Annotated in this window: 14 protein-coding genes; 4 read left to right on the top strand and 10 right to left on the bottom strand. The window is 72.2% G+C overall.

Annotated features, from left to right (window positions below; all coding sequences use genetic code 11):
* The first annotated feature begins 41 nt into the window (after positions 1 to 41).
* The 3 genes from EDD32_RS13825 to EDD32_RS19205 all read left to right on the top strand — a co-directional run bounded on the left by EDD32_RS13825 (position 42) and on the right by EDD32_RS19205 (position 3,177).
* The gene (locus EDD32_RS13825) at positions 42 to 272 is read left to right on the top strand and encodes a hypothetical protein (RefSeq protein WP_123918361.1); all 231 of its coding nucleotides are present in this window, start codon (positions 42 to 44) and stop codon (positions 270 to 272) included.
* Positions 273 to 434: 162 nt separating this feature from the next.
* Entirely contained in the window at positions 435 to 563 is a 129-nt protein-coding gene (locus EDD32_RS19815) for a hypothetical protein (protein WP_281274885.1), read from the top strand.
* A gap of 1,795 nt (positions 564 to 2,358) precedes the next feature.
* Positions 2,359 to 3,177, top strand: coding sequence for a prolipoprotein diacylglyceryl transferase family protein (locus EDD32_RS19205; RefSeq protein ID WP_211338827.1), 819 nt, complete (start codon positions 2,359 to 2,361; stop codon positions 3,175 to 3,177).
* 102 nt (positions 3,178 to 3,279) lie between these two features.
* Here the strand turns inward: EDD32_RS19205 and EDD32_RS13815 are convergent, their stop codons facing one another.
* Positions 3,280 to 4,536, bottom strand: a complete 1,257-nt coding sequence (locus tag EDD32_RS13815) for an SAM-dependent methyltransferase (protein ID WP_123918359.1) — start codon at positions 4,534 to 4,536, stop codon at positions 3,280 to 3,282.
* A complete protein-coding gene (locus EDD32_RS13810; RefSeq protein WP_170175302.1) occupies positions 4,533 to 5,294 on the bottom strand; it encodes an SGNH/GDSL hydrolase family protein in 762 nt (253 codons plus the stop codon). Before EDD32_RS13810 ends, EDD32_RS13815 begins: the two co-directional genes overlap by 4 nt.
* Before the next feature lie 352 nt (positions 5,295 to 5,646).
* Here EDD32_RS13810 and EDD32_RS18885 point away from each other — a divergent pair, with 352 nt between their 5' ends.
* The gene (locus EDD32_RS18885) at positions 5,647 to 6,513 is read left to right on the top strand and encodes an AarF/UbiB family protein (RefSeq protein ID WP_246006141.1); all 867 of its coding nucleotides are present in this window, start codon (positions 5,647 to 5,649) and stop codon (positions 6,511 to 6,513) included.
* 49 nt (positions 6,514 to 6,562) lie between these two features.
* Here the strand turns inward: EDD32_RS18885 and EDD32_RS13800 are convergent, their stop codons facing one another.
* The 8 genes from EDD32_RS13800 to EDD32_RS13765 form a co-directional block, all read right to left on the bottom strand.
* Positions 6,563 to 7,852, bottom strand: a complete 1,290-nt coding sequence (locus tag EDD32_RS13800; protein WP_123918355.1) for a geranylgeranyl reductase family protein — start codon at positions 7,850 to 7,852, stop codon at positions 6,563 to 6,565.
* On the bottom strand, positions 7,849 to 8,172 hold the full coding sequence (locus tag EDD32_RS13795) for a DUF4193 family protein (RefSeq protein WP_123918353.1): 324 nt from the start codon (positions 8,170 to 8,172) through the stop codon (positions 7,849 to 7,851). Before EDD32_RS13795 ends, EDD32_RS13800 begins: the two co-directional genes overlap by 4 nt.
* A 464-nt stretch (positions 8,173 to 8,636) precedes the next feature.
* On the bottom strand, positions 8,637 to 10,538 hold the full coding sequence (gene nhaA / locus EDD32_RS13790) for a Na+/H+ antiporter NhaA (RefSeq protein ID WP_123918351.1): 1,902 nt from the start codon (positions 10,536 to 10,538) through the stop codon (positions 8,637 to 8,639).
* Positions 10,522 to 13,722 (bottom strand): beta-phosphoglucomutase family hydrolase, encoded by a 3,201-nt coding sequence (locus tag EDD32_RS13785; RefSeq protein WP_123918349.1) that lies wholly within the window; start codon positions 13,720 to 13,722, stop codon positions 10,522 to 10,524. Before EDD32_RS13785 ends, nhaA begins: the two co-directional genes overlap by 17 nt.
* 63 nt (positions 13,723 to 13,785) lie before the next feature.
* Positions 13,786 to 14,715 carry a DMT family transporter gene (locus EDD32_RS13780; RefSeq protein WP_123918347.1) on the bottom strand — a complete coding sequence of 310 codons (930 nt, stop codon included), beginning with the start codon at positions 14,713 to 14,715 and terminating at the stop codon, positions 13,786 to 13,788.
* Positions 14,715 to 17,285 carry a heavy metal translocating P-type ATPase gene (locus tag EDD32_RS13775; protein WP_123918345.1) on the bottom strand — a complete coding sequence of 857 codons (2,571 nt, stop codon included), beginning with the start codon at positions 17,283 to 17,285 and terminating at the stop codon, positions 14,715 to 14,717. The genes EDD32_RS13780 and EDD32_RS13775 overlap by 1 nt, the downstream gene beginning before the upstream one ends.
* A gap of 78 nt (positions 17,286 to 17,363) precedes the next feature.
* Positions 17,364 to 18,419: a type II glyceraldehyde-3-phosphate dehydrogenase gene (locus EDD32_RS13770; RefSeq protein WP_123918343.1), complete on the bottom strand. Its 1,056-nt coding sequence runs from the start codon at positions 18,417 to 18,419 to the stop codon at positions 17,364 to 17,366.
* Between the two features lie 272 nt (positions 18,420 to 18,691).
* On the bottom strand, positions 18,692 to 18,958 hold the full coding sequence (locus EDD32_RS13765) for a metal-sensitive transcriptional regulator (protein WP_123920551.1): 267 nt from the start codon (positions 18,956 to 18,958) through the stop codon (positions 18,692 to 18,694).
* Between the last annotated feature and the right edge of the window lie 24 nt (positions 18,959 to 18,982).

The following is an 18,982-nucleotide window of genomic DNA, read 5'->3' as shown; positions in this document are numbered from 1 at the left end:
AGCGCACCGGTACGCGGCGCGCCAAGCAGCCGGAGGACGACATGATCAACCGCAAGCAGCTGTGGCTCTACGCAGGTGTGGTGGTCCTCGGCGTGGTCCTGTGGACCGCCGGCGTGTCCACGACAACGATCGTCACCCTCGCGCTCGTGGCGCTCATGATGGTCATGCACCTCGGCGGGCACGGCGGGCACGCTCACGGACAGGGCGGAGATCAGCGCCCCGACACCACGGCCCGCACCGGTCGGCAGCCGGGCGGAGGACACCAGCACTGACCCCGGTTCGCCAGAGGGTCGGACCCGTTTCGCAGGAGCGCGAGGCGACGGTGCCCGTGCCAGGGCGGGCCGGCCGCCAGCCCGGGTACGGCCGGCGGGCTCCACCCCGGATTTCGGCCCGAGCTCGGCGTAGACCCGGGTGAGTTGGAGCGGCCCGTCTTCATGAGCTGTCCGACGCTCGCCGGCACGGCCGCCTACGCCCCCGGTGACATCGACCAGGACAACGACCTCGTCGTCGGCCCGCATACCGACGCCCCGATCAGGCGCGCGATCGTGCCCAACGGCGGCTGACGGATGGTTGAGGCCTCGCTGACGACGTACTGAGGTCGAGCGCCGCCGAAGTCCCGCGGACGAGGTGCCATGACATGGCGCATGCCTCGCCCCGCGTTCCATCTGGTGCAGGCCGTCTGGTGGAGCCAGGATGCGCTGCCGCCCGCGCGCCTCGGTGAACGTGCCGCCGTCGGGGCAGATGACCCAGGCGTCGCCCCCGTCCAGGCCCCGGGTCAACTCGTGGATGTGCTGCGTCGACTCTGCGATCGTCCCTGCTCCTCGGTGGTGAACTGTGCTGAGGGGCGAATGAGCAACACGTCGATGGCGGGGTACCGCTGCGAGCTGTCCTTGAGTCCGCGGCCGACGTCGATCGACAACCGCCCGGGAGCATCGAGGACAGGGCGGTCCCCAGGAAACAGCCAGGCCGGGCCTCGTGATCACCACGCGCTTGTCTAGCTGATCTCAGGGAGCATGAGGACGGTGACCCGGTCTGGTCGGCCGTTCCTCCTCAACCGCCGGAGATCTGGTTCAGGGACGCGGCCTACGCAAGCGCGCCGAGACGGGACTGGACCCATGAATGCGGCGCTCCTGGCGCACGCGCTGGCCCGCCGGGCCCGGTGGCGCGCCCCTGAGCGGCGGAGCGCCCGTGATCGGCGGAGCGCCCGTGATCGGCGGAGCGCGGGCAGCCGGCAGCCCACCAGCGGCGCGCGCTCGAGGTGATCCGCCGTCGTCGGCACTGCCCTGGTCGCGGGAGCCGGCAGGACGGTCCTCCTCGGCGTCCGGTCTTGCCGCATCCGTGCCGGTGGTCCTCGAGCTCAGGCGGCCGCGCTGCGGGAGCTGGTTCGTGTTCGCTCCCCCCTTGGCGCTAGGGGTCTTCGCCGTGGTCTTTGAAGTCTCCACCTTCATCGTCGGTCCTCGGATCAGCGGGGTGGCGCCACTGGTGGCGCCGGCCGTCACGGATATGACCGATGTGCTCGGGCACGACGCCCACCACTACCAGCCTGGCGCCCCAACCAGTAGGCCGGAGTATCCTCATGTCTCGATTGACTCGGAGCGACGTGTTCTCCGCCATGAGATGGACACCGACATGAACGACGTGGAGCGCACGAAGCCGGCCCGCACCGCGGGCCAGGATGGGCGCGCGCCGGTCGACCGGCAGCAGCCTGGTGCCGGCTCTGCCTTCTTCCGGCAGCCGACCGGGCGGAGCGGACCGCCGCGCCCGGTCCGGGCACGCCCCACGGCAACGCCTGCCCCGCGTGGTGACGCCCGAACCGGCATGGCGCGGGCCACGGGTGCCACCGGCTCCGCCCGGACGGCGCCGGGGACCTCCACACCGGGACGCAAGGTCCCGGCTACACAGCCCTCCGCGAGGTCGGCGGACGAGGCCAGCGTGGTGCCGGCACCCCGTCGGCCGGCGGCTGCGACGGCCGGGGCACCGCGTGTTGCACCGCCGCACGGCGTGTCGGAACCTGCACCGGAACCTGCCACGCCGGCGCCAGGACGGGCACCCCGCCTCGCGGGAACACTCCCCACGTCCGCCGTCGCGATCACCGACTTCACGTGCAGCGCTCTGGAGGACAGCGAGGAGCAGTCGCTCGGTGTGACGTACTGGTTCGATGCCGAGTCTGCCGGTGAGCCCTACTCCGTTACGGTGCACCTCAGCGGCAAGCTCAAGGGCGATGCCGCATTGCCCCCGTCTGAGACCCGGGCCCGGACGAGCTTCCAGGCCGTGTCCACCGTCGAGGACGTGCTGCCAGGCTCGGGGCGCGTCGCGGTCACCACGCGCGTGCCCAACCTGACTCGGGGTGAGTGGGAGGTGACCGCGACACCTGTCACCCGGGCCCCCGAGGGCTCCCCCGCCCCGTGGGTCGAGATGAGCACCCCTCGGCTGGTGCGCGGCACAGCCTCGGGACGAACCGCCTTCTCCCCCTTCGTCCGCAACTTGGCTCCCGGGGTGCGCCTGGGTGCCTGGCCGGCGCTGGTCGGAACGGGATTCGTCATTGCGCTGGTGGTCCAGGCGCTGCTGGCGCGGCAGCTCGACCTGCCGGCGCTCCGACTTTCGCTGCTCACGGTCGTCGCCAGCGGACTTGGCCTGCTGGCGGCCAAGGTCTACTACCTGATGACCCACCCGAAGGAGCCGCGGACCTTCGCGAAGCCTGGCATGTCCGTTCAGGGCTTCGTGACAGCCACGATCGGCACCCTGCTCATCGGCTCTCCGCTGCTGGGCCTGCCGCTGGGCTGGGTCTTGGACGCGACCGCACCAGGACTGCTCTTCGGCATGGCGATCGGCCGGCTCGGGTGCCTGCTGGGTGGCTGCTGCACGGGCCGGCCCACGACGTCGCGGTGGGGCATCTGGTCCTCGGACCGGCGGCTCGGGGTTCGGCGCATCCCGGTCCAGCTTCTCGAGTCCTCGTTCTCGGCCCTGCTCGGGACGTTGGCCCTGCTGGCAGTCGTGCTGCTGTCCGCCGGCAGCGGTTTGGTGCTCGTGGCCACGGTGGCCGCGTACGTCCTCGGCCGGCAGATCCTCTTCCCGCTCCGGAGCATCCCACGTGCCACCGCGCACGGACGCAGCATCAGCTTCGTGGTGGCCGGGCTCGTCCTCCTGGCGTCCCTGGTGGGCTCGCTCCTGGCATGACCCGCCCGCGTCGTTCCTGACCCACCTGCACTGTTCGTGCTGTCCCTGGCCCACCCGTCGCCGACGGGTGGGCCAGGGCGAGCCAGTCCACTCCGGGGCCGGTCAGTCCCAGTCCGGTCGCCGCGGCATCCGGCTGACGCCGTCGTCCGCGCGGACGGCGAGGGTCTGGTGGATCTCGATGTCACCGCGCTCGAAGCCGACGGCAGAACCGGCGAGGTACAGGCGCCAGACTCGGGCGCGGCCCGCCCCGGCGAGCCGGGTCGCCTCGTCGTAGTGCTCCTCGAGATTGCGTACCCAGGTGCGCAGCGTCAGGGCATAGTGCTCGCGCAGGTTCTCGGTGTGCCGGACCTCCAGGCCGGCGTGCTGGACCGCGGAAACGACTCGGCCGATCTCCTGGAGCTCGCCGTCGGGGAAGACGTAACGCTGCACGAAGCCGTTGCGGCGCATCGGCCGTTGCCCGGCCGGGCTGCTGATGCCGTGGTTGAGGAGCCGTGCACCGGGAGCCAACAATTCACGCATGTGTCCGAAGTACTCCCCGAGGTGGGCGGTGCCCACGTGCTCGAACATGCCGATGGAGCTGATGGCGTCGTACGGTCCGTCCGAGACGTCGCGGTAGTCGGCGAGCCGGATCTCGACCTGGCCGCTCAGCCCCGCGTCGGCCACGCGGCGTCGTGCGAGCTCGGCCTGTTCCTGCGAGAGCGTGACGCCCACCGCGCGGACGCCGTGCCGGCGGGCGGCGTGCATCACCATCCCACCCCAGCCGCAGCCGACGTCGAGCAACCGCATCCCCGGTGCCAGGCCCAGCTTGCGGCAGATCAGCTCGTACTTGGCCTCCTGCGCGGCGTCCAGCCCCACCGACGGGTCCGCCCACACGCCGCATGAGTACGTCATGGTCGCCCCGAGGAAGAGGCGGTAGAAGTCGCCTGGCACGTCGTAGTGGTAGGCGATCGCGGCCGCGTCACGAGACCTGCTGTGCCGGCGCCCGGTCACCCGGACCTCCTCCGGCGGCGGCTCGGGCGCGCGGTGCAGCCCCCCGCTTCCGGTCAGGCGAGCCCACGTGACCCACGTCTGCGGCTGACGCAGGGCCTGGGTGACGCGGTCACGCAGGCCCAGGACGGCGAAGATGTCCCCGTGGAGTTCGATCTCGCCGGCCACGTAGCCGCGCGCCAGGCCCAGCTGGTTGGGCGCGGCGAGCACCCGCCGCACCGCGGCCGGGGAGCGGACCTCGATGGTCGCCACGGGATCGGCCGGGCCGGCGTAGCTGCCGTCGAACGCCCGGAACGCCACGGGCACATCCTGGCCCACGAGATCGGCGAAGATGTCGGCGAGCCCGCGCGTGGTTGTGGTGCGGACGGTCATCGGGGGCCTCCTGTGAGCTCGAAGCTGGTGAGCACGGACAGCACGGCAGGGGCCAGGGCGTCGGCGATCCGGCCGTAGCCGGCAGCGGAGGGGTGGAAGGAGTCGGTGCTCATCATGTCCGGGTCCTCGACGAACTCCTCACCCACGGCACCGACGACGTCGACCAGGCGCACCCGCGGCCGTGGGGCCGCTGCGCGGCGCTGGACCACCCCGACCATGCTGCCGTACCCGCGTGCCGCCGACATCACAGGTCCCGGCAGCGCCCGCATGGCCCGGAACTCCGGCAGGCTCGACATCACCACGGGCGCACCGATCGTCTCGAGCCCGTCGAGCATCGCCTCACAAGTGCGGGTCAACGCGAGCGGTGAGGTGGCGTGGATGACGTCGTTCGTCCCGACAACCAGGACCGATACGTCAGGTGTCCGGCGCACCGCCGGGACCTGCCGGGTCAGCACGTCCAGGGTCCGCGCACCCGAACGGGCGTAGCCCACCACGTGCACGGCACGCCCAGTCGCGTCGGCCACCCGCTGGGCAAGCTGTACCGACAGGACGTCGTCGAGCCGGTCGACGCCGACGCCCGCCATGGCCGAGTCACCGAACGCCCCGAGCTCGACGACGCCGGCACCGGCACCGGCGCCCGTGGACGGGGTCACCGTCACATCCACCGCCAGGGGGGCCGTCGAGGGCCAGTCCCGTCGGCGCAACGCGGCCACCTGGCCCCGGGCGAGCGCCGCGGCCAGGGCCGTCATCACCGTCATCAGGGCCAGAGCCCCTCCTCCGGTGGCCCCGACCGCGCCACCCCTCACACGGTGTCGCGCGCGTTGGGCGCCGAGCTCGTCGCCGGGGCGCTGGAGGTCAACCGTTCGCATCGTCGTCGTCCTCTCGTCACAGGTTCGAATACCCGGAGGGGGTAGGGGCTTCGGGTGGGTGAAGTCTCCCCCGCGTCGGGGGTACAGGCGTGCATCATCTGATGAACCTTCGGTGAATCGTTGCTCCGGGCCACCCACGGCCGACGGACGTGACCGAAGGACCGTCCTCCCCGGGCATGCGTCATGCGGACGGAGGCATCCGGGCATCCACCCCCGACGGACGCCCTGTTGCGGTGGCGCCATGACCTCGAGAGCCGCGGTGTCGGGAGATTGTCGAGACGCTTTCCGTGCACGGCTTCGGCTATGCCATCGGTGCCGCCGGCCTGGCGGGGTGCTTTCCCTTCCGGTGCGGGCTGTCGGGCCACGAGAAGGGCCGGACGTCCAGCCAACCGGAGCACCTACGGCCCGCGCTGGAACAGCTCGGTCCCACCTTCATCAAGGTCGGGCAGATCCTGTCCACACGTCCCGACCTCCTGCCGCCGGCCTACACCGAGGAGCTGGCGAAGCTGCAGGACGACGTCGCCCCCGTCCCGACGCAGGCGATCGTCGACACCGTGGCGGAGCGGAGGAGCTGGGTGGTTCCGGCATCTTCGAGCGATTCGACCGCGCCCCGCTGGCCAGCGCGTCCATCGGGCAGGTCCCCGCCGCCGAGCTCGACGGGGAGGAGGTGGTGGTCAAGGTCCGCCGGCCGGGCGCCGCCGAGACGGTCAGCACGGACCTGGAGATCCTGGAAAGTTGGCCGAGCAGGCGCGCCGCCACTCCGAGTTCGCCCGGGACCAACGATCTGGTGAGCGTCACCCGAGAATTCGGCCGGACGTTGAGCAACGAGCCGGACTACATTAACGAGGCCCGCAACGCCGAACGCTTCGCCACCACCTTCGCCCAGGACCCCGACGTGCACATCCCAGCGGTGCGATGGGAGGCGACCACGTCGCTGGTCCTGGCCCTCGACCGCAACACGGGGGATCGACGACGTCGAGGCGCTCGACGCCGCGGGCCCCGAGGTCCGGCAGGGACCGCTGGTCGTGGCCGGGCGGGCACGCTTGGTGCGCCGGGCGCCTACCTGGCCAGGGCCTCGGTCACCGGCAGGGGGGGCCGCAGACCCTGACCGCTGGCTGTTCCACCGTTGACACCCAGCCGTCCCATCGTGCGGACGCTCAGCGCGGGGCCAACCGCCTCAGCGCACCGATGACCCGGTCCGCCGCCTCGGTCTCCGGACCGAGGTGGCACAGCAACCGGAAGACGAGGCGCATCAGGGCCGGATGGCTCAGGCCGTGCCGGGTCGCCACCGCCAGCACGGCCGGATGATCGATCACCCTCACGAAGCCGCGCCCCCACGAGAAGTACCGGCCGTAGGCGTCGGCAGTTGCCCTCGGGTAAGAGGCGAGGACGTCGTCGCGCTCGCCGTCCCGGTGCCGGCTGAGGGCGTCGACGACGACGTCGGCCGCCATCCTGCCGGACTCGAGGGCGTAGGAGATCCCTTCCCCGGTGAACGGGTTGACCATCCCGCCGGCGTCGCCCGCCAGCATCAGACCGGGAACGTAGTGCGGCGTGCGGTTGAACCCCAGCGGCAGCGCCGCACCCGCGAGCGCGGACGTGCGCTCCTCGTCCGGGAACCCCCGCTCCGGGGGCAGCGACGCCAGCCAGGAGGACAGCACGGAGCGATAGTCGATGTGCCGGGAGGACCGCGGGGCGTTGAGGGACCCCACGCCGACGTTGCACGTGCCGTCACCCATGCCGAACACCCAGCCGTAGCCCGGCAGCAGCCGGCCGCCGGGGCCGCCGTCCGGGACCTGCACCCACGCCTCGAGGTAGTCGTCCGTGTGCCGTGGGCTGGCGTAGTACGCGCGGACGGCCACCGCGAGCGGCCGGTCCGTGCGGCGCTGCAGGCCCATGGCGAGCGCGAGCCTGCTCGAGACCCCGTCCGCTGCCACCACCACGGGCGCGCGCAGCACGACGTCCAAGCCCCGGTCCGCGTCAAGGGGCGAGGAGCGCGCCCGCACGCCGATCACCCGGCCGCTGCGGTCGTCCACGACCGGCGCGACTGCAGTGGTGCGCTCGTACAGCCGCGCGCCGACCGCCACGGCCCGCCGGGCCAGCACGGTGTCGAGGTCCCTGCGGCTGCGGACGAGCCCGTACGACGGGAACGCCGCGAGCTCCGGCCAGTCGAGCTCCAGCTGAGCGCGGTCGGCCACCATTCGCAGCCCACGCGTGCGGGCCCACCCCTTGTCGGTGCTGACGTCGACGCCCATGGCCAGCAGCATGCGCACCGCCCTGGGCGTCAGCCCGTCTCCGCAGACCTTCTCCCGCGGGAAGGCGCTCTTCTCCAGCAGAAGGACCTCGAGCCCGGCCTGCGCGAGGAAGAACGCGGCGCTCGATCCGGCGGGACCCGCACCCACCACGACGACGTCCGCCTCGGCGTCACCCTCGATCAGCCGCGCAGTCATGCGCTCACCTCTGCCGCGGGCCGTGAGGCGCAGTCGACGTGGACCGCTCGCCCGCCACCACTGGTGGCCTGCTGGCTGCGGTGATGCACCAGCGAGCACCGGGAGCAGAGGAACTCGTCCTGCTGGAGGGTGAGGACCCGGACGACGAGGTCCTCCGCGAACAGCGGCGCGTCGGGCGTCGCGTAGGCGTCGTCGTCCTCAGCCTCCTCGACGTCGTGCTCCGGCTGCGACGCCAGCGCCGCCCGGCTCATCTCGGGCAACGGAGTCCTCAGACCCTCGTCCGCGTCGTCGTCACGGCGCCAGTGGTCGTAGTCCATCATGTTCGCTCCCCTTCAGGGCCCGCACCCGCGTCTCGATACCTGGCGGCGATCAGATATCAGTCAACGCCGGTCCTCGTGCCGTTCCACCGTCGTGACGATGAAGTTTCGGCAAAGTCAGCACAAGATCCTCACCGCCCTGGACCTGCCCGAACCGCCGCGGTTCCACGAGTTCACAAACCCCGGCGGCCTGACCCCCAGCCCGCCAGAGGGCGCCCGGACCCGGTGGCCGCGTAACGCGCCTCCCCGCCACCCACAGCGACTTTGCCGCGCCATCACACCAGAAGCACCGAACCCGTATGCCTACCATCTGCGGAGGCCCGGGCTTCGTGGGCACCGGCATCACGGCCGCCAGGACCACACTCGTGGCGAAGGATGCGGCACAGCCGCCGGGGCGTCAGCGCATCATTCCGCCGTCGCACGGCCGCGGGCACAGGACGACCGGCGTGGAGCGGTGGTCATCGCCGTCAGCCCTCGGACGTCATCCCCGCGGCCGGAGCCCGGCGAAGCACGGCCCGGACGCCGAGCAGGCGGCGGATCTCAGCGCCCATGGCCGGGACGTCGTGACGGCCGCGGTAGCGATGACCGTTGAGGAAGAACGTGGGGGTCCCGGCTGCTCCGGAGGCGTCGGCGCTGTCGATGTCGCGTTCGACGCGCAGAGCGTGACGCCGCTCGAACAGGTCGCTGGTGAACCGCTCGACGTCCAGCCCCAGACCGGCGGCCCGCACGGTGAGGTCCTGGCGACTCAGGCCTCCATCGCTCCTGTAGAGCGTCTCGAGCATCGGCCAGAACCGCCCCTGCGCGGCAGCGGCCTCGCTGGCCTCAGCGGCGAGCTGGGCGAGAGGGTGGATCTCCGGCAGCGGCAGATGGCGGAAGACCACGGCCAGCTCCGCACCGATCTCCCGGCGCAGTCGGCTCACCACCTCGTGGGCGTGGCGGCAGTGCGGACACTCGACGTCGCCGTACCACACCAGGGTCACGGGTGCGTCCGGGTCGCCGAGGACGTGGTCGACCTCGGGGTCGACGGGGTCCGCCAGGTCGGTGATCGGCGCGGCGAGCCGATCCGCCCCGGCCGTGCGCGCCCGGTCCGGCAGCCGGGTCAGCACCCGGAAGACCACCCAGGCCAGGGCGGCTGCCAGGAGCGATGCGGCGAGGATGCCTGCCTTGGCCTCCTCCAGGGCCTCGCCGGTGAAGCTGATGCCGGCGATCAGGAGCGAGACGGTGAACCCGATCCCTCCCACGGTGGAGGCGCCTACGAGCTGTGCCCACGGCAGGGGCAGCGGCAGGCCGCCCGTGCATGCCGCCGCCCAGGTGGCCCCCACGATCCCGACCACTTTGCCCGCTACCAGTCCCAGCACGATCCCGATCGTGATCGGTGACGTTGCCGCACGAGCGAGCACGTCGGCGTCGAGCGTGAGCCCGGCGTTCGCCAGGGCGAAGAGCGGGACGACGAGGTAGCTGGTCCAGGGGTGGAACAGGTGCTGGTAACGCTCGTTGGGAGAGACGGAGCCGATGACGGAACGACTGGTGCGGCGGGCGAGCGCGGGCGTCGGATTCATGCGGAAGACGCGCCAGCGGGCGCCGGCCTTCCGCAGTCCCTCCTGCCTGGGTGGGTAGGCGGTGGCCATCAGTCCCAGGGCCACGCCGGCGACGGTGGCGTGCACCCCCGAGGCCAGCGTGGCACCCCACACCCCGACGCCAAGGAGCGCGTAGGGAGCGCCACGGGTGACGCCTGCCGCGCGGAGCAGCGCCGCCGCCGCGAACAGGGCGACGGCCACCAGCAGCGCCGTCCAGGAGACGTCGTCGGTGTAGGCCAGCGCGACGACGGTCAGGGCGACGGCGTCGTCGACGACGACGAGGGTCAGGAGGAAGGTCCGCACCCGTGCGGACGCGCCGCGCACCAGGACGAGCACGCCCAGGGCGAAGGCCGTGTCGGTGCCCATGACGATGCCCCACCCCGCCGCCGAGGGCTGCCCGGCGTTGAGGGCGAGGTACAGCAGGACGGGCACGATCATCCCGCCCAGGGCGGCCAGCACCGGAGCGGCGAGCCGGCGGCGTTCGCGCAGCTCACCCATGTCGAGCTCGCGACGGATCTCCAGGCCGGCGACGAAGAAGAACAGCGCCATGAGCCCCTGATTGACCCATTCACGCAGTTCGAGTGAGACGTGGCCGTCGGCGAGCCGGATGCCGAGCTCGGTGCCCCACAGCGCCTCGTAGCCCCCGGCCCAGGGCGAGTTGGCCCACACCAGAGCCACGGTGGTGGCCACGAGCATCAGCAGCGCGCTGCTGTGCTCGGCCGCCACGAATCGTCGCAGCGCGCCGACACGGCCGGCGGGGCGGGGGGTGATCTCCTCAGTCGTCGCGCTCATCGCCGCCGTTTTCGTGGTCGGACGGGATGAACAACATCTTCCCAGCCGCCGAGACGGCCTCCGTCCGGCCACCCACCCGCACTCGGGGGTTGGCGGCGCACGGGTCAGCGGACACGGTCAGCGAGTCGTGGTCGAGGCTGATCCGCAGCCGCTGGCCACGGTGCACGAGGGAGAACCGGGCCCGTCGGAGACCGACCGGGAGGTTCGGGTCGAGGGCCACGGTGTCCCCCTCGGTGCGCTGCCCCGCGAAGGCGCGGGTGACGATGTCGATGGTGCCCGCCATGGCCCCGAGGTGGACCCCCTCACCGGTGGTCCCTCCCTGGGTGTCGTCGAGGTCGGCGGCCAGGGCGTCGCGGAAGGTCTGCCAGGCGCGGACCGGGTCCATGCGGGCCAGCACGGACGCGTGTACCACGCGGCTGAGGGTGGACCCGTGGGCCGTGCGGGCCAGGTAGTAGTCGACGGTCCGGGCCAGCAGCTCCCGGTCGGCCGGGTAGCCCAGCCGCTCGAGGGTGGTGAGGACGCCGTCGGGGCCCAGGAGGTAGACGAGCATGAGGACGTCGGCCTGCTTGGCCAGCCGGTACCGGTTGGTGGTGTCGCCCTCCGCCTCGAGGATGAGGTCCAGGCGCCCGATGTTGCCATACGTGCGCCGGTAGTGGGCCCAGTCCAGCTCCGCCAGGGCTCCGTAACCGTCGAACTGGCTGAGGACGCCGTCGTGGAAGGGCACCGCTAGGCGGCGGCCGAGGCGTTGCCACAGTTCGGGCTCCTCGGGGCGGACGCCCAGCCGCGCATAGACCTCGTCGCACTCGTGCCCGTCGGTCAGGTGCAGTACCTCAGTCGCGCGGGCGCACACCCAGGCGGCGAGCACGTTGGTGTAGGCGTTGTCCCGCAGCCCCTGGCCCGGCGCGCCGGGATAGCCGTCGTGGTACTCGTCCGGTCCCATCACCCCCACGATGTGGAACCGGTCCTCGGCGCCGTCGTAGGTGGCCAGGGACGCGAAGAACCGGGCAACCTCGATGATCAGGTCGGCTCCCCGGTGTGCCAGCCAGGCCACGTCCCCGGTGGCCTGGTAGTACTGCCAGGCGTTGTACGCCACGGCCAGGCCGACGTGCCGCTGCCGGCGGGAGTTGTCCGGCATCCAGCGCCCCGAGCGGGTGTTGAAGAGCATGCTCGGGGTTTCCTCGCGCCCGTCGCTGCCGCTCTGCCAGGGGAACATCGCCCCGGTCCGTCCCGCCTCGGCCGCCGCCCGCCGCGCCGCGTCCAGGCGCCGGTACCGGTACTCCAGCAGCGCCCGGCTCACCCAGGGCAGGTGGGCGGTGAGCGCCGGCAGGACGAACAGCTCGTCCCAGAACACGTGGCCCCGGTACCCCTCGCCGTGCAGTCCGCGTGCCGGGACGCCGGCGTCGACGTCCGCGGTGTGCGCCGAGACCGACTGGAGCAGGTGGAAGACGTGCAGGTTCAGCACCAACTGGGTCTGGCGGTCCGCGTCCAGCTCGATGGCGAAGCGGTCCCACAGCCGCGCCCAGGCCGCCTCGTGTGCGGGAAGCAGGCCGGCGAGCCCGCCGGCCGCCCGCTTCAGCTCCCCGACCGCGGCCAGCGGTGCGGAGGCGATGGCGTGGTCCTTGGAGGTGAACACGGCGACGGTCTTGGTGATCGTCACCGGCCTGCCCGCCTGGAGCGTCAGGTCGAAGCGCAGGACGTGGCGGTCCCCGTGGTGCTCGTGCACCGGTGGAGCGGCGTCGGGCCCGGTAACCGTGGTGCGGGCGGCGGTCGCGACGCGCACCTGGCTCTGGGTGGTCTCCACCTCCACCAGGAGGGTGTTCTCGTCGACGTCGTCCACCGCGACGGTCCGCAGGTGCCGGTCGGCCAGCCCTCGGTACTCCGCGACGTTGCGGTTGCGCACGCCGCCGTCGATTCCGGACGCCACGCCGATGGCACCGTCCCAGCCCTGGGCCTCGAGCGTCGTCTCGAGGCAGGCCAGGTGGGGCCGCGCCATGGACACGATGCGGTGCTGCGTCAGACGCAGGCGGCGGCCGGCGCCGTCGGTGAGAACGGCCGTGCGCGTGAGCACCCCGCGGCGCAGGTCCAGCTCCCGGCGCTCATCGGCGGCGGTGAGCCCCCCGGCCGACCACCACCCTCCCCCACCGACACGCAGGTCCAGCAGCAGCCAGTTGGGCGCGTTGACCAGGTGCTCGTCCTCCACGTCGCGCCCGTGGACAGTCGAGGTCAGCCGGTTGTACACGCCGGCCAGGTAGGTGCCGGGGTAGTGGACCCCGTCCGCCGCCCGCTCCGGGGCCGCGCCGCGGGTGCCGAGGTAGCCGTTGCCCAGCGTGGTCAGCGCCTCTCGGTGCGGCTCGTGGGCCGGGTCGAAACCCTCATAGACCAGCGTCCAAGGGTCGGTGCGCAGGGAGCCGAGGTCCAGCTCGGAGACGTCGGCGACGACGACGTCGGCCCCGGCCTCCTCGAGAGCCTCACGCTGCCCCACCCGGTCCACCCCGACCACGAGGCCGAAGCCTCCGGTCCGGGCGCCCCGCACCCCGGCGAGGGCGTCCTCGACCACCGCCGCCCGGGCCGGATCGACCCCCAGCAGCTCGGCGGCGCGCAGGAACATGGCCGGATCGGGCTTGCCGGGCAGCCCCATCTCGTGGGCCTCCCGGCCGTCCACGACGACGTCGAAGATCCCGCCGAGCCCGGCCGCCGCGAGCAGCTCCTGAGCGTTGCGGCTGGCGGTGACCAGCCCCACAGGCACGCCACCTGCCCGGAGGCGGCGCAGCAGGTCCACCGTGCCGGGAAAGACCCGCAGTCCCTGCTCGGCGAGCAGATGCAGATACATCGCGTTCTTGCGCGCCGCGAGGCCGCGCACCGACCAGGCGTCGGCCCCGTCGTCGGCGCCGCCAGTCGGCAGGTCGATGCGGCGAGCGGCCAGGAAGGCGGCCACGCCGTCCTCCCGGGCGCGTCCGTCGACGTAGAGCCGGTAGTCCTCGGTGATGTCGAACGGGGCGTACGGTCCGCCGCTCAGCCGCGGGTCGGCCAGCACGTCGTCGAACAGGCGCTTCCAGGCGGCCGCGTGCACGGCCGCCGTGTCCGTCACCACGCCGTCCATGTCGAAGATCACCGCCTCCTGCGGCGGGACTGCCCCGGTGGGGGCGGGTGCCGGGGTCGGGCCGGCGTGACCGGTACGCGTCATGGGTCTCCTCCAGGGTCGACGGGCAGGTTTCGCTGGACCGCGCGGGTGGCGGGCCGGCCAGGCTCAGGGCGGGCCCGCCGGAACCGGGCGCACCGCCGGGCGAGGGTGAGGTTGCACGATCACCCACATGGCCGCCAGCACCCCGGCCAGACCCGCTGCGGTCCACCCGGCCGGCACCGTGGCAAAGGCCACGGCCGCGAGCACGATGCCGAACACGGGGGTGAGGAAGGTCCACGCGCTCAGAACGTCGAGACGGGAGCGGCGCGCCTCCGTGAACCACACCACGGTGGTACCCGCCGTGCCGACGAGCGCCAGGAACAGCAGGGACAGGACGAACCGGGGGGTCCAGGCGATTACCGGGGCCCCCTCCACCACCGCGGCGAGCGCGGCCAGCGCGGCGCCGCCCACGAGGAGGTGCCATCCCGTGAACACCACCACGTCGAGGCCCCCCAGACGCCGCGACAGCAGGGTCCCGGCGGTGATCGCCGCGGCGGACAGCAGCGACAGCGCGGCGCCGCTGCCACCGCCACCGGGCACGGCGACGAGAACCAGACCGGCGAAGCCGACGACCAGCGCCACGCTCGTACGTACCGAGAGCGCCTCGCCGTACAGCCACCACGCCGGCAGCAGGATCAGCAGGGGCTGGGCATTGGCAAGCACCGCGGCGGTTCCGGTGGCCAGGCCGGCGACGCCGGCGAACATGGCCGCGAACGCCACCGTCACGTTGGTCAGTCCCAGCGCGGTGATCCGCCCCCAGTCCCGCGCCCCCGACGGGGCGGGGCGGCGGAGGGCGGCGCCCAGGGCCAGCAGTGCGGCCCCGGCAAGCAGGGCCCGCAGGGCGGCATACCACAGCAGGGACGCGTCCCTCAGGCCCCACTCGATCGCGACGAAGCAGGCGCCCCAGGCGGCGGTGATCCCCACCATGCGCCAGGGCCGGGGCGCCCGCAGCGCCCCGGCCGCGGGCGCGGCGGGGGCGCTGCGGGCGTGGAACATCAGCGGGTGCCCGCCGGGACGGGCGCCGTGGGCTCCACCTTGCGGCTCACGTCCTGCGGAGCGGCCGGTGCGTGCTGCTGCGGCAGCCGCAGCTTCTTGAGCAGCAGCGCGTTGATCGTGACGATCACCGTGGAACCGGACATCGTCAGCGCCGCGATCTCCGGACGCAGCATCAGTCCGAAGGCCGGGTAGAACACCCCGGCCGCGATGGGCAACGCGATGGCGTTGTACCCGATCGCCCACGCCAGGTTCTGGCGCTCCTTGCGCACCGTGCCCTTGCCGATGCGCAGTGCGACGGACACGTCCAGCGGGTCCGAGCGCATCAGGACGATGTCCGCGGTCTCGATCGCCACGTCGGTCCCGGCTCCGATCGCGATGCCGATGTCCGCCTTGGCCAGTGCCGGGGCGTCGTTCACGCCGTCGCCGACCATCGCCACCGTCTTGCCGGCGCGCTGCAGCTCGGCGACCTTGTCCGCCTTGTCGCCGGGCAGGACCTCGGCGATGACCGTGTCGATGCCCAGCTGCTCCGCGATACGCCGAGCGGTTGCCTCGTTGTCACCGGTCAGCATGGCGACCTCGATCCCGGACTCGTGCAGGGCCGCCACGGCCGCCGCGGCCGTGTCCCGGGCGGCGTCGGCCAGCGCGATGACGCCCACCGCACGCCCGTCCACCGCAGCGAGCACCGCGGTGCGCCCGGATGCGGCCAGCTCGTCCCGTCGCTCGGCCAGGTCGCCGAGCTCGACGTTCTCGCTGGCCATCAACCGGCGGTTGCCCACCAGCACACGGCGCCCTCGGACCGTTGCCGTCGCGCCGTGCCCGGGGACGTTCATGAACTCGCTCGCGCTCAACGCGGGCAGACCCCGTTCGGCCGCGTAGGCGTCGATGGCTCGGGCCAGGGGGTGCTCCGACTCGCGTTCGACGGCGGCGACCACGGCAAGCATCTCCTCCTCGCTCATGCCGGCCGCGACCACGTCGGTGACCTCCGGCTCGCCCTTGGTCAGGGTGCCGGTCTTGTCCATCACCACGGTGTCGATCTTGGCCGTGCCCTCCAGCGCGGTGGCGTTCTTGAACAGGACCCCGCGCTGGGCGCCGAGCCCGGTGCCGACCATGATCGCCGTCGGGGTCGCCAGGCCGAGGGCATCGGGGCAGGTGATGACCACCACCGTGATCGCGAACAGCATCGCCAGAGGGACGCCCGCGCCGGCGAGCATCCACACGGTGAAGGTGACGGTGCCGCCGATGAGCGCGACGAACACCAGCCAGAACGCGGCCCGGTCAGCCAGGCGCTGGCCCGGGGCCTTGGAGTTCTGGGCCTCCTGCACCATCTTGACGATCTGCGCCAGAGCGGTGTCCGCACCCACCTTGGTCGCCCGCGCCCGCAGCGTTCCTGTGGTGTTGATCGACGCACCGATCAGTTGCGCACCCGGCCCCTTCTCCACCGGCATGGACTCCCCGGTGACCATGGACTCGTCGAGCTCGGACTCGCCCTCCTCCACGACCGCGTCGGTGGGGATCTTGGACCCTGGACGGATGAGGAGCAGGTCACCGACGACCACCTCCGATGTGGGCACCTCCACGGGCTCACCGTCCCGCAGCACGAGGGCCTGCGACGGCGCCAGCTGCAACAAGGTCCGCACTGCGTCGTTGGCGCCGCCACGTGCGCGCATCTCCAGCCAGTGGCCGAGGAGGACGAACGTGGTCAGCACGGTGGCTGCCTCGTAGAAGACCTCACCACCGCCGGTGAGGGTGACCACCAAGCTGTAGAGCCAGCCGGCTCCCACGGCCACGGCCACCAGGACCATCATGTCCAACGTCTTCGCCAGCAACGCCCGGTAGGCGCCGTCGAAGAAGATCCACGCCGAGTAGAAGATCACCGGCACGGACAGGATCAACGTGAAGATGTCGTCACGAAGTCCGAAGACCAGCGGTGGGTTCAGCGCCAGGACATCACGCCCGAGCGGGGACCAGATCGTGATGGGGATCGACAGGATCAAGGCGACCAGGAAACGGTTGCGCATGTCCCGTGCCATGTCCTCCACCGACCCGCCGCCGTGGTGCCCGCCGTGGCCCATGACCGCCTGCGCGGAGCGGTCCGTCTCCTCGCCGGCGCCGGCGCCGCCGCCGTGGCCGGCGTGCCCGGCGTGCGCGTCATGCCCGGCGTGCGCGTCATGCCCGGCGTGCGCGTCATGCCCGGCGTGCGCGTCATGCCCGGCGTGCGCGTCATGCCCGGCGTGCGCGTCATGCCCGGCGTGCGCGTCATGCCCGGCGTGCGCGTCATGCCCGGCGTGCGCGTCATGCGCTCCGCCCGCGGCGCCCGGTTCGGTCATCGGGTGGCACATGTGGTCGGGCACCGACTGCCCCGCGCAGTGGTAGCCGCAGTCGTTGACCCAGCCGACGAGCACGGCCACCGACGTCTTGTCCGCGTCGTAGGTGATCGTCGCGGTCTGCGAGACGGCGCTGGCCTCGACGGCGAGCACGCCGGGGCGGCTCAGCAGGGTCTTCTCGATCACCGGTTCGGAGGTGGCCCAGTGCAGGCCACCGACCTCCACGACCGTGGTCCGATTCTTCATGATCAATCCTTCCTTCCCGGCCGGTGGCCGACAGGTGGTGCACCGACGGGCTCAGCGGGTGCCGGCCCGTTTCCCTGATCAGGCCGGCATCGCCTCGACCCGTTCGGGAAGGAACTCCCGGCGCACGCCGAGGATTTCGTCCGTCGTCGCGATGGATGCGGCGCCGTCGGTCACAGTCCCGGTCAGCGCCCGAATCGCGTCGATGGTCTCGGGCACGACGATGGCCTCGTTGTAGACCTGGTAGGTCAGGTAGGCCTCATCCCCCGCGACGCTCAGGACGTCCTCCCACACGGCCACTTCCCACATGTCCCCGCGGGGCCGGCCCAGGTCGCGCATCAGCTCCACCGTGGTGTTCAGTGCGGTCAGCCCGTCCGACATGCGGATGAAGGCGATCCGGGGTGCGGCGCGCAGCGCGTCCAGAACCTCCTCGCGGCTGGCCGGTCGGGTCAGCTGCAGGGTCCAGAAGTGGTTGTGGGACTGGGTGTGCGCGGCCTTGGCCGCCATGGTCACCACATCCAGGTCGGGCAGCACCGTGCGAGCGTCCGGGCCCTGGTGGGAGGGGATCGAGGCCTCGGGGACCACGGTGTTCATGATCCCGCCGTGGTGGGACTCGCCCGGGTCAGTGGCCCGCCGGATCAGGACCCCGCGCGCGCGGGCGAGAAGGCCGGCCTGCTGCAGGGCCCCGAGCACGCGCACGATGCTGGTGGTGTTGCACGAGACCACCCGCGTGGTGTCGCGGCCCACGGCGGTCTCGTAGTTGGCCTGGGCGACGAAGGAGTGCCCGGTGGTGGCGTGGGACTCCCCGCCCTGGAAGACGGCCTTGACCCCGGCCGCCCGGTACGCCTCCAGGTTGCCCGCGGCGACCCTCTTGGGGGTGGTATCCACCACCACGTCGACCTGGTCAAGCAGGTCTGTCAATGTGCCGCTCACGGGCACCCCGACCTCCCGCATCGCTGTGTCCGCTTCCGGGGTGGCCGCGAACACCCCGAAACCCAGCCCGGCGGCGGTTCGCACCCGCCAGTCCGTGGCGACGTCCGCCACCCCGAGCAGGTCCATGTCCGGCATGGCGCGGACAGCGTCCGCGACGCGCTTGCCGATCACTCCGTAACCGTTGACGCCGACCTTGATGGTCATGACAGCCTCCCGTGCTCGTTCGTCTCGTGTCGTTTTCATGTGTGGGTGTGTCTCGTGTCGTTGCTGGGTGAGTCGTGGCGCATCTTGTGGCCGAGTGTCAGCCGGAGGCCGTCCTGCACCGGGACTACCGAGACGTGGCTGGCCTGTACGCCCCGGTCGGCTACCGACGACGGTCGCCGGCCCGCTGCGGCGACGGACGAGAGCGGCCGGCTCAGTCTCTTGGTCGTCCGCTCCCGGACCGGGAGCGGGTTGGTCCGGAACGTGTCCTCGCCTCAGCTGCGCACGAGCCGCGCGATGGCGTCGGACGCCTCCTTGATCCTCGCCTCCTCGACGGACCCGCCGATCCGGGCAGCTTCGGCGAGGCAGTGGCGCATGTGCTGTTCCAGGAGCACCAGCGCCACGCCCTGTAGCGCTCGTGAGGCGGCCGAGACCTGCGTGAGGACGTCGATGCAGTAGGTGTCCTGCTCGACCATCCTCGCGATTCCGCGGACCTGGCCCTCGATCCGATGCAGTCGGTTGATCAGCTGGTGAGTGGCCATTGCGTCGCCGCCGGCCACCGGTGC

Origin of the sequence: Georgenia muralis (assembly GCF_003814705.1) — a bacterium.
GTDB lineage: Bacteria > Actinomycetota > Actinomycetes > Actinomycetales > Actinomycetaceae > Georgenia > Georgenia muralis.
Note: the sequence above shows the minus strand (reverse complement) of the source record. Positions and strands in the feature narration are given on the sequence as shown.

What these genes read in the sequence shown, in the direction of transcription:
- EDD32_RS13825 (WP_123918361.1), top strand. Translation starts at nt 42, where the DNA reads ATGATCAACCGCAAGCAGCTGTGGCTCTACGCAGGTGTGGTGGTCCTC.
- EDD32_RS19815 (WP_281274885.1), top strand. Translation starts at nt 435, where the DNA reads ATGAGCTGTCCGACGCTCGCCGGCACGGCCGCCTACGCCCCCGGTGAC.
- EDD32_RS13815 (WP_123918359.1), bottom strand. Translation starts at nt 4,536, where the DNA reads ATGACCGTCCGCACCACAACCACGCGCGGGCTCGCCGACATCTTCGCC.
- EDD32_RS13810 (WP_170175302.1), bottom strand. Translation starts at nt 5,294, where the DNA reads ATGACGGTGATGACGGCCCTGGCCGCGGCGCTCGCCCGGGGCCAGGTG.
- EDD32_RS18885 (WP_246006141.1), top strand. Translation starts at nt 5,647, where the DNA reads ATGACCTCGAGAGCCGCGGTGTCGGGAGATTGTCGAGACGCTTTCCGT.
- EDD32_RS13800 (WP_123918355.1), bottom strand. Translation starts at nt 7,852, where the DNA reads ATGACTGCGCGGCTGATCGAGGGTGACGCCGAGGCGGACGTCGTCGTG.
- EDD32_RS13795 (WP_123918353.1), bottom strand. Translation starts at nt 8,172, where the DNA reads ATGATGGACTACGACCACTGGCGCCGTGACGACGACGCGGACGAGGGT.
- nhaA (WP_123918351.1), bottom strand. Translation starts at nt 10,538, where the DNA reads ATGAGCGCGACGACTGAGGAGATCACCCCCCGCCCCGCCGGCCGTGTC.
- EDD32_RS13785 (WP_123918349.1), bottom strand. Translation starts at nt 13,722, where the DNA reads ATGACGCGTACCGGTCACGCCGGCCCGACCCCGGCACCCGCCCCCACC.
- EDD32_RS13780 (WP_123918347.1), bottom strand. Translation starts at nt 14,715, where the DNA reads ATGTTCCACGCCCGCAGCGCCCCCGCCGCGCCCGCGGCCGGGGCGCTG.
- EDD32_RS13775 (WP_123918345.1), bottom strand. Translation starts at nt 17,285, where the DNA reads ATGAAGAATCGGACCACGGTCGTGGAGGTCGGTGGCCTGCACTGGGCC.
- EDD32_RS13770 (WP_123918343.1), bottom strand. Translation starts at nt 18,419, where the DNA reads ATGACCATCAAGGTCGGCGTCAACGGTTACGGAGTGATCGGCAAGCGC.
- EDD32_RS13765 (WP_123920551.1), bottom strand. Translation starts at nt 18,958, where the DNA reads ATGGCCACTCACCAGCTGATCAACCGACTGCATCGGATCGAGGGCCAG.